A 9,591-nucleotide genomic window follows, 5' to 3' on the forward strand; every position below is an offset into this window, starting at 1 on the left:
GGTTATGCGGACTGGACCAGCCGATCCTTCGCCAGCCCGAGGCCGGATTGGGACATCCACCATTTCACCGGAGAGGCTTGCGATGCCGACCAGAGACATGAGGGGGCAACCCGCTGGACGCGACAGGCAACACAGGGGGCCTCGGGCTGGCGTGAGGGCGGGGGACGCGCTCGATGCCTGATCAGTATCGGTTTACGCGCGTGACGCACGGGGAGCATACCTATGCGGACGGGACGACCGTCCCTCGCCTCACGCTAGAGGTGGAGCGGCTGCGCGCGGACGGAACCTGGGAGACGGTCGGGTACGCAGACTGCCATTTGCACCGGGTCAAGCGCGACGAGACGGACGTGGAGGACATCTCATTCGGCGCGACCTTTCGCGCCAACCCCAAACGCACGATCGGAGGGACATGACCATGACGCATCGAAGAGCGGTGGGTTTGACAATCGGGATGGGGCTCCTGCTGGCGCTGCCAGCGGTCATTCACGCGGAGCCGACCCCGCGTCAGACGATGTTTGCGTGGGATGCCCCGGCGGATTCGACGGCCGTCACGGGGTATTGGCTCTACTATGCGCCGGAAGCGGAATCCCCGAGGGTCTACAGCAATGCGCGACGAGTGGAGATTCCCGATCCGGCGGTGCGGCAGATCGCGGTCGTGGATTTCAGCGCCACGCTGGGCCGTCTCTGCGCGCGGGTCACGGCGCGCAATGCGGCGGGGCAGGAGTCGGACTTCAGCAACGAGGCGTGCGGCTTTTTTGGGATTCCGGCTCCGAGTGGGTTGCGCGTCCAGTAAATGGCGCTTTCGGCCGCATCCGGCTCGCTGACGGTTCCGACCGTCACCGGTAATCAGACCATCACGGGAGTCGGCTTTCAGCCCAAGGTGGTGCTGTTTCTCGCTATCCCGGCCACGGCTGACGGCTCCGTGGCGACGGCCGCGCAGGGATTTGGTGTCGGCGTGAGCAGCACCAATCGCCGGTCATCTGCGGCGGCCTCGCGCGATAACGTGGCCAGTTCCGATACCGCAGCGGGAATCGACAACAGCAAATGTATCTATCTGATGGATTATGCGGCGACCATCCTGTGCGCGGCCGATCTCGTCTCGATGGACAGCGATGGGTTTACCCTTAACTGGACCACAGCCAACGGCACGCAGTATGTGGTGTTGTATCTGGCCCTGGGCGGCACGGACCTGACCAACGTCACGACCGGGCAATTTACCGAACGGACGGCCACCGGGAATCAATCCGTGACCGGAGTCGGATTCGCGCCCGACTGCCTCATGCTGTTCGCCTACCGCGGGACCGGGACCGCGCCGCCGTCCAACAGCGCCGCCGGAGACGTGCGATTTCGGCTGGGGGTCGGAACCGCGGCCGGACAATGGCAGCTCAATGGGCAATCGAGAAACGGCCAGGTCGCGGCGATCACCAACCGATACCAACGCACCAATTCGATCTACTCCCGGATTAATGATGCGGCCGATTCGGTCGCGAAAGAGGCGTCGTTGGTGTCGCTGGATAGCGACGGGTTCACGCTAAACTATTCCGTGGCCGATACTGCGGCGTACTACATCTTCTATGTGGCCCTCAAGGGGGCCTCGGTCGGGGTGACATCGTTTAATCAGCCAACCGCGACCGGCAATCAGTCTATTTCAGGATTCGGGTTTACTCCGAAAGCCGTGCTGTTGGCCTCGTTTAACGCCGCGGCCGCGACGACGGTGCAAGTCCACAACCGATACAGTCTCGGCATCGGGACCAGCTCGTCGGCTCGCGGGGCTATTTGGTCTGGCGATACCGACGCGGCGGATCCGATGATCTGCGATTCGTTCCTTGACCGGACCAAGATCATCAAGCTCGCCACGGAAGGAACCCCTACTGTCGATGCCGAGGCCGACCTGGTCTCGCTCGATGCCGATGGCTTCACCCTCAACTGGACGACGGTCGATGCCACGGCTCGGCAGATCCTCGCGTTCGCGATTGGGCAGCCAGCAGACGGGGGCGGGGGCGGCGGAGGGGAGAGTGTGGGGGTCAGCCCATATCGTCTCAGGCATGATTTAAGCGGCGCGAGCCGCGCCGGTGCACGGGGGCTCGCATGTTAATTCCGCAATCGGCGAGCGGGATCGTGCGGACCTTTCTGTTGACGAAGGTCGAAGACCATATCAATGGCTATGCTGGTGGCGCGCCCGTCCAGGTCAGGATTTCCAAAAACGGTGCGGCCTTTGCCCCGGCAGAATCCGGAGCGCCCGTGCTGCTCGAATCGGGCATCTACAAGTACGTGTATACGCCAAACGAAGTCAATACTCTCGGTCCTTTGATGGTGTCCTGTCGGGCATCGGGAGCGGACCCGACCGATTTTCTCGATGAGGTCGTGGGATTTGACCCCAGGGTCGCGTGGCAGACCAAAGCCGACATCGAAAATCGACTCAACGAGTACGGGGCGGTGCGGCCGACGGTCTCGGGGCGTCTGGCCCTGCTCGGGGCTGGCGGCCACATCGGGATAGACTGGGCCAATGTCGCCAATCCAACGACCGCCGTCGGGCTGACCAATACGACCATCAGCGGCGTGCTGAGCGCCGCACCGCCCGGACCGACCAGCCAGGATATCTGGTCGTATGGCACGCGCACGGTGACGCAGTCCGTCGGGACCAGCACGCTCACCAACACCGACATTCAAAATCGGCTCAACGAGTATGGGGCTCTTCGGCCCACCGTGTCGGGACGCCTGCTTGCGGTCAATGCCACCAATCAGGCCGGCATCGACTGGGCCAACATCGGGGCTCCCAATACCGAGGTCTCGCTCGGCGGCACCACCATTCGCGGCTCGGGCATGATCATTACCGCCGTGACCGGGGCCGTGGGATCGGTCACCGGCAATGTGGGCGGCAACGTGGTCGGCTCCATCGGCTCGATCGCCTCCAGCGGCATCGTGATTTCCTCGCTGCAACCCGAGGCCAGCAACGAAATCGCCGACCGGGTCTTGCGGCGCGGATTGGCGAACGTCGAACAGGTGGCGGATCCTCGCTCGCTCGCCTGGGGAGTCGCGAAGCTCGTGAACAAAATCAGCCTGACCGCCAACACCTTGACCGTGACGAAGACCGACGATACCACGAGCCTGTTCAGCCAAGCGGTGACGACCTCCGGCGGTGCGCTGCCCATCGTGGCGGCCGATACCAATTGAGGAGGACCGGCCCATGATCGGCTACGTCAAATCCTGGATCGCCCGCCGGCGGAAACGACCGTTCGCCGTGGATCCGCCCGATCCGCGACGCTCGGATCAATTTCCGGTCGTGCCGCAAATCCCGGAGGACGACGAGGGCCGGCTCTATGCGTTGGCCGTGATCGCGGTGCGCAAAGCGGAGGCCACGCGCTCCAGCGGGTCGGATAAGCGCGACTACGCCATTGCCGCGATCTCCGCCGGGTTCCGCGCGCGGGGTTGGCCGATGCCCAAACTCTCGGATATCTGCCTGGCCATTGAAGTCGCCGTGAGGGAATTGCGTGGACCTGCTTGAACTGCAAGGGATCTGGTTTCATGCGCCGGCGGAGGCTCCTGGCGGCGCTTTGCCGACCGGAAGCTGGTTGCTCCACGGGGTTGGGAAGGGGTGGTGGCTCCCGTTGCTCTGGATGTGGATCTAATGCCGAAACGCAATGGCTATCAGATCACGTATCGGCTGGCCTCGCGCGGGGTGGATTTGCATTCCAGTTTGCCCGACATCGCGCCGGTCCGCAGCCCCTACATGCAGAACTGTTATTTTCGCCAAGGGATCACGCAACGGCTGGGCATGACGCGCTTGACCAACACCGAAGTCGAGACCGGCAAAGCGCTGACCATGCTGCACCGGTTCTACTACGGCACCAACAGCAAGCAATTGTTGGCGGCGGCCGGCACGTCGGTCAAAGCCTACGACGAGGTGTCGGCCTGGAACACCGTGGTGACGGGGTGGACGGATGGCGCGACCGTGACGGCCGCGACGTGGGGACCCAAGAGCGCCGTCTACCTGGCCAACGGCAATCAGGCACCCGTCAAATGGAATGGCACAACGGCCACGACGCTCTCGGCGTTTCCGACCAACACGCGGCAATTTCTGCCGGTCTTGGATCGGCTGCTGTTCATCGACGATACCAATCCCAGCTACATCGGCCTGTCCAAATCGTTCGACGATACGGCCATCGAAGCGGTGCAAAATTCGCTGGCGGTGCCGGGTGCTGGGAAAATCTACGGCCTCGCCTATCACGGGCTGACCACCTCGGCGGGCTTTGCGACGCGCGTCATTTGCGCCAAAGCGAGCGAGATGTATCTGTTGACCGCCAACAACCTCGCCCCGGCCAGCCTGGACGCCCGGCTCGACATTGTGGTGCCGTTCGTGGGCTGCGAGGCGTGGCGCACGATCGTCAGCACGCCGGTCGGCACCTTCTTTTTGGGGACGGATCGCAAAGTGTATCTCATCACCTATGACGGTGCCGTCCATGACGTCTCGGCGCTCATTCGAGCCGAACGCGATGATGATGAAGGCATCGAATCAATTCCCGGTTCGCAGATGAGCAAATGTCACGCCGTCTACCACGACGGGTTCTACAAGCTCTTCGTGGTGCGCTCGGGCGGCACCGTGCCCGCCATGCAGTGGTGGCTCGACGTGTCGGCGTTTGGCCAAGACCGGGACGGCTTCTGGGGGCCGTGGTTCGGACCCATGCTGGGCCAGACCATTAGCGCGGCGGTGGTCGAGAATGGACCAGGTGACGGCAATGCCCTGATCGGCGGCGAAGGCACGGCCGCCACTGGCGGCTATGTCTACACGATGGACACGACCAACGCGGATCAGGGCACGGCCATCACCATGATCTATCAGACGGCCTACGATGCGCACAAACTGCCGGGCCTGAACAAGGTGATCTCGCAATGCGAACTTGAGCATGCGGATGTGTCGGGAAGCCTCGTCGTCAGCGCCTACGACACGACGGGGCTGGCCTCGACCCCGGAGAGCCAGACCATCTCCGGCAGCAGCGCCGTCTACTGGGACACCAAATACTGGGACGAGTTCTACTGGTCGTCGGGAGCCAGCGCCGTTCGGCGCGTGATCACCCCGACGCAACGGGTCATCGTGCGGTCTCTGTCGTGGCGATTGGAATTTTCGTCGGCCAGCGAGCAGTTCAAGCTCTTTCGCGTCCTGACGCTCGGCCAAGCGCGAACGCGGCAAGCCCTGGTGGGCGGCCGGGAGAAATCGTAAGTGAGCGAAATCGGCGACGGCAACGGATCGAGCTATCCTGGGGCATTGGATACCAATGCGTCCTTGGAATACAACGCCGCAGTCTCCAGCCGCACGAAAGCCAGGGCCGAAGTGGTCAACGATCTGGCCGCCGCCATCATCGCCATCGAAACGACCCTGGGGGTTAATCCGCAAGGCGCGAAATCGACCGTGGTCTCCTATCTGGGCCAGGAACACACGACCACCGGGGCGCACAATGACGCCTATGTCGTCACGACCTCGGGAATACAAACCATCACCGGACAGAAAACGTTTGCTGGGGGGATCAATGTTGGCGCCTCGGGAATTTGGGGCTCAAGCCCCGGATCATATGCTCCCGGCCAAATTCGCCTCAGCGGAGACATCCCCTGGTTCCCGAATGATGTCCAAGTCTCGGGAATTGTACGGACATCAGGCGACATCTATTTTGATGGCATCATCAACCAAGGGGCGATCCCGTGGGCACGCCTGAAGCGTGATCATCAACAAGCCACGCTCACGAGCGGCGGGCTCACTATTCCGTCAGGCATGACCACGATCGTGTCTCTGAGCCCCATGACGGTCAAGGCCGGCGATCTCATTTTAGTGTGGGGAGAGACATCGTTTACGGTTGGAGCAACGACCACACAGATCAGAGTGCGGATTATCAAGACGGCTGGTGACGCAGTGATCGCCTCCAATGACACCGATGGCGGCATCGATTCGACTCCGCAATTCGTACAATCTGGGATTTCCGAATGTGCGTTGGCCGGGGCATTCTCGGTGACGACGGGAGGAACGGTGACGCTCTCGCTCAGGGCATCCTCTGCGGGAGCGGATTCGACAGCGATCAATAACGGCTGCGGGTTGCGTGCGCTGGTGCTGAGGGATTCGTTGTAAGTTGCGTCTTGGCATGGTCTAGGAAGCGACGATGGGCGCTACCGACATTCGCGTGGTCTGGGAGGCGATGCAGAAAGAACACATCTTGACCAAGATGCTGGGCACGCCGGCGCAGCCGCACGTCACGCTGGCCGAGTTTCGGGATCTCGTAAATCAGCCTGGCACGGTGGTGCGCTCGCTGAACGGGCCGGACCATGAACCCGATGTGCTCATTCTGTTGCAGGATGTGCTCCTCGGCCACTCCGCCATTGCCCATATCGGCGCGCGACGGCGGGCCTGGGGCGCGCCCGTGCGGGACTTTGCGCGATTTGTCGCCGACGAACTATTCGATCCCTTCGGGGCGTTTCGGCTCAAAGGCTTGGTGGCCTATCCCTGCTGGGCGCTGGGGCAACGTTTTGCCGAACAGATGGGGTTTGTGGTGCATCCGACCGGCGCGTGGTTTTTGACCGCCGATCGCTTTCGGGAAAGGAGAGACCGATGGGTGGCGGCTCCAGCCTAAATCCGTTTGGCGGCAACTTTAGCCTGAGCGATGCCTTCCGGAGCACGCGCAATACGCTCTTTGGCTCGCCTCAACGCACGTCGCCACAGGTCTTCACCGGCTACTACCAGGGCCAGGAAGGGCGCGACTTTGCCGACACCATCCGGCGGCTGGCCGAAGCCGGTGTGGCGCTGCCGAGTCCCGTCTCGCTCGGTCCGGCGGTCTCGGCCTTCCGCGCGCCCTATCAATCCGCCATTTTGGATCGGTTTCAGCCCACCTCGGCAGAGAGCGATCTGCTCGCCACGATCGCCGATCGGACCGCCGGGCAATTGGCCGCGCGCGGATTGGGGGCGACGCCCGTGGCGGCATCGGCGACCGCCGCGTCGATCGCCCCGGCCTTGGTGGAGTTGCGCCAGCGACAGATCGACAATCTGCGACAGGCGCTCGGTGGCGATGTCGCCGAACAGCAGGCGCTCGCCAATCTCGCCCTGACGCAGCGGGGACAGACATTGCAAGGCTTGATCGCGGAGTATGCGACGCGATTGCAATCGTTGCTCAATCTATTCGAGGCCGCCGCCCTTCCGCGGTCGCTGGGGTCGGAAACTCGCGGCGGGACCAATCCGATTCTCCAACCGATCGATGTGACCAAACTCATCCCCGGTTCCAAGCCTCCCGGGGGAGCCATCAGCTAATGGGCGGCGCGACCCAGCAGATTGATCGTCGCCCGGACGTGATCAGCCGGCTGGCGACGATTCCCTATCCGGAGCGCACGACAGCCGCCGTGTTTCGCGTGATGGACGAGGTGGGCGTGCAGAATCGCGGTGCCATGTACGACTATGTCGTCAAGTCCGGCCTGATTCCCAAAGAATCGGAGTTGTACAAAGACGCCAAGGGTTCGGCCAAGCAACTGCCGCTGACGCCGGATCTCTACCAACTGGTCCAGGAGCAATTGCCCAAGGTGGCGGCGACGTATCAGACGCGCCCCGCCGAACCCTTGGGGCGCGTGCAGATCGGCGCGGCCCAGGCTCCGCTGACCCCCGATCTGCTGCAGACGCTCGTTCCGGCGTTGCGGGCAGCCCCGATGCCCGGACAGCCGCCGCGCGAAGTGACCGCGCTGCCCCCGGAGGCGCTCTTTGGGGCCGAGGCCGCTCCAGCGCTGGCCGCCTTGCCGCAAGTGCCTGTTCCGGGCCAGACCGTCCCCTCGGCGATTGTCACCGAGGCGGCCCGGGCCGCGACCACGACGGCCAAATCCCCCAGCGTGGGGACGGATCGGGAAGCCGTCGCCCTGGCTGAATTTGGGCTGCCCTTTGCCCAATTAACGCCCGATCAGCGCAAACAGGTCAATTTTCTCGTGGATACCGAATTGACCGGACGATTGGAACGGCAAGGCACGGCCCGACCCATTCCGCCCGCCGAGCAGACCAATATCGTGGACCGCCGCACCTTGCGCCCGCCGACGACCCGACCCACGACGTATCAGGAGTTTTATGCCGATCCGAATTTGGTGGCGGTCAACCCCGAACAGCGCGAGGCGTACAACACCGCATCGGATCTCGTGGTGGTGATCGAGACGCTGGATCGGCTCAGCCAGGATCTGGCGACCGCGACTACAGGAGCGGAAGCGGTGGCGCAGGCGCTCAAGTTGGAAGCCGGGGCCCGGACCCAGACCAATCCCAAGGCCGTCGCGTATCGGGACTTTCTCGAATCGCGATTGCCCGACATCGCCAAGAAACTCTCCACCCAGCCCGGGGTGCTGACCGAGCGGGACATCGATCGGGCGCGCGCGACGGCCTGGAAGTTCTTTGACACCAAACCGGTCCGGGATTTCAAAGCCGCCCTGCTGCGGGAATTGTTCGAGCTGCAACGCCAGGCCGCCAAGGATACCGCGCTTGGCGCGTTGACCGATCCCCTTTCGGCACGACAGAATGTGGAGCGCATCTTGAGCCACTTAGAAGAACTGGACGAGCGCAGCCGCCTGGAGTATCTGCGCGAAAAAGCCCAGCAGGGTCGATAGATGCCGCTGACGCCAGAAGAACAGCGAGAATTGAACCGCCTGGAACAGAAGTACGGCCAGGCTCCGGCCGGTGCCCCAAGTGGCCTGGGCGCGTTCCTGAGCGATCTGGCGGCGGCGGCCAGGGTGTCGGCGAAATCCTCGGGGCTGCCCTCTCCGCTGGGAGCGGCCATCCCGGCTCCCATCCGCGACGTGGCGGTCCGAACGGCCACCACCGCCGCATTGCCGACGCTCCTGGGCGCTGGCGGAGCGGCTGCCGGGGCATTGACCGGTCCGGCAGCCCCGGTGGCGATTCCGTTGCTCGAAGCGGCGGGCTCGGCCGGCGGGGAATACCTCAATCAGGCCCTGGGGATTACCCCGCGCAGCCGCACGCAGATCGCGCTTGCCGCCGGATTGCCGCTGGGGTTCCGGGCGATCGGCGCGGGAGTCAATGCGTTGGCCCGCCGCGGGCTCTTGCCCGGAGCGCAGGGCGGATTGCACGAACTGGCCGCCCAGGAAGCGCCGGAATTGGCAGAGAAGCTGCGGCCGACCGAGAACATCGACGATCTCTATGCCATCGTGCGGGCCAGCACAGATCGTGTGCCGCTCACCGGCACCGCCAAAGCCCTCAAGGACGTCTCCCTGCAATTCAACCGGTTACTGCCCTCGCAACAACCCGCGTCCATCCGCGCGTTACTGGACGATGTGGCGGTCATGACCGATCAGAACCAGACCGGCTTTGCCGTCATGTTCGAGCGCGCCAAGGCGATGGGCGCCGCCGCGCGCGCGGCGAGTGGGACGGAACAAGGCATCTACAAGCGGCTCTTCAAAGGCATGATGGAGGATTTGGAGACGGCGGCGGGCTCGATCCCTGCGCTCAAACGGGCGACATCGGCCTTTCGCAAGAACCTCGCCGCTGATGAGTTGCTGGATCTCTTGCTCAAAGCCAAAGGCCAGCCGCAACGCGGCACCGGCGTCGAAGTGATCGCGGCGGGCAAGGTGCTCAAG

At 63.7% G+C, this 9,591-nt stretch carries 11 protein-coding genes; all 11 read left to right on the plus strand.

Annotated features, from left to right (window positions below):
* The first annotated feature begins 173 nt into the window (after window positions 1-173).
* Window positions 174-413: a hypothetical protein gene (locus tag VNN55_03035; protein HWO56522.1), complete on the plus strand. Its 240-nt coding sequence runs from the start codon at window positions 174-176 to the stop codon at window positions 411-413.
* Window positions 414-415: 2 nt separating this feature from the next.
* Window positions 416-793, plus strand: coding sequence for a hypothetical protein (locus VNN55_03040; protein HWO56523.1), 378 nt, complete (start codon window positions 416-418; stop codon window positions 791-793).
* Entirely contained in the window at window positions 794-2,095 is a 1,302-nt protein-coding gene (locus VNN55_03045; protein ID HWO56524.1) for a hypothetical protein, read from the plus strand.
* Entirely contained in the window at window positions 2,089-3,174 is a 1,086-nt protein-coding gene (locus VNN55_03050; GenBank protein HWO56525.1) for a hypothetical protein, read from the plus strand. The genes VNN55_03045 and VNN55_03050 overlap by 7 nt, the downstream gene beginning before the upstream one ends.
* 13 nt (window positions 3,175-3,187) lie before the next feature.
* On the plus strand, window positions 3,188-3,505 hold the full coding sequence (locus VNN55_03055) for a hypothetical protein (protein ID HWO56526.1): 318 nt from the start codon (window positions 3,188-3,190) through the stop codon (window positions 3,503-3,505).
* A 123-nt stretch (window positions 3,506-3,628) separates the two neighbouring features.
* Window positions 3,629-5,218 (plus strand): hypothetical protein, encoded by a 1,590-nt coding sequence (locus VNN55_03060; protein HWO56527.1) that lies wholly within the window; start codon window positions 3,629-3,631, stop codon window positions 5,216-5,218.
* Window positions 5,219-6,115, plus strand: coding sequence for a hypothetical protein (locus tag VNN55_03065; GenBank protein HWO56528.1), 897 nt, complete (start codon window positions 5,219-5,221; stop codon window positions 6,113-6,115).
* A 31-nt stretch (window positions 6,116-6,146) separates the two neighbouring features.
* Entirely contained in the window at window positions 6,147-6,614 is a 468-nt protein-coding gene (locus VNN55_03070; GenBank protein HWO56529.1) for a hypothetical protein, read from the plus strand.
* Complete coding sequence (locus VNN55_03075; protein ID HWO56530.1) at window positions 6,593-7,285, plus strand: hypothetical protein; 693 nt, start codon at window positions 6,593-6,595, stop codon at window positions 7,283-7,285. Before VNN55_03070 ends, VNN55_03075 begins: the two co-directional genes overlap by 22 nt.
* A complete protein-coding gene (locus tag VNN55_03080) occupies window positions 7,285-8,607 on the plus strand; it encodes a hypothetical protein (GenBank protein HWO56531.1) in 1,323 nt (440 codons plus the stop codon). The genes VNN55_03075 and VNN55_03080 overlap by 1 nt, the downstream gene beginning before the upstream one ends.
* A partial coding sequence (locus tag VNN55_03085) for a hypothetical protein (GenBank protein ID HWO56532.1) occupies window positions 8,608-9,591 on the plus strand: 984 nt, incomplete at its 3' end.

Source organism: bacterium, assembly GCA_035559435.1.
Classification (GTDB): Bacteria; Zixibacteria; MSB-5A5; order WJJR01; family WJJR01; genus JACQFV01.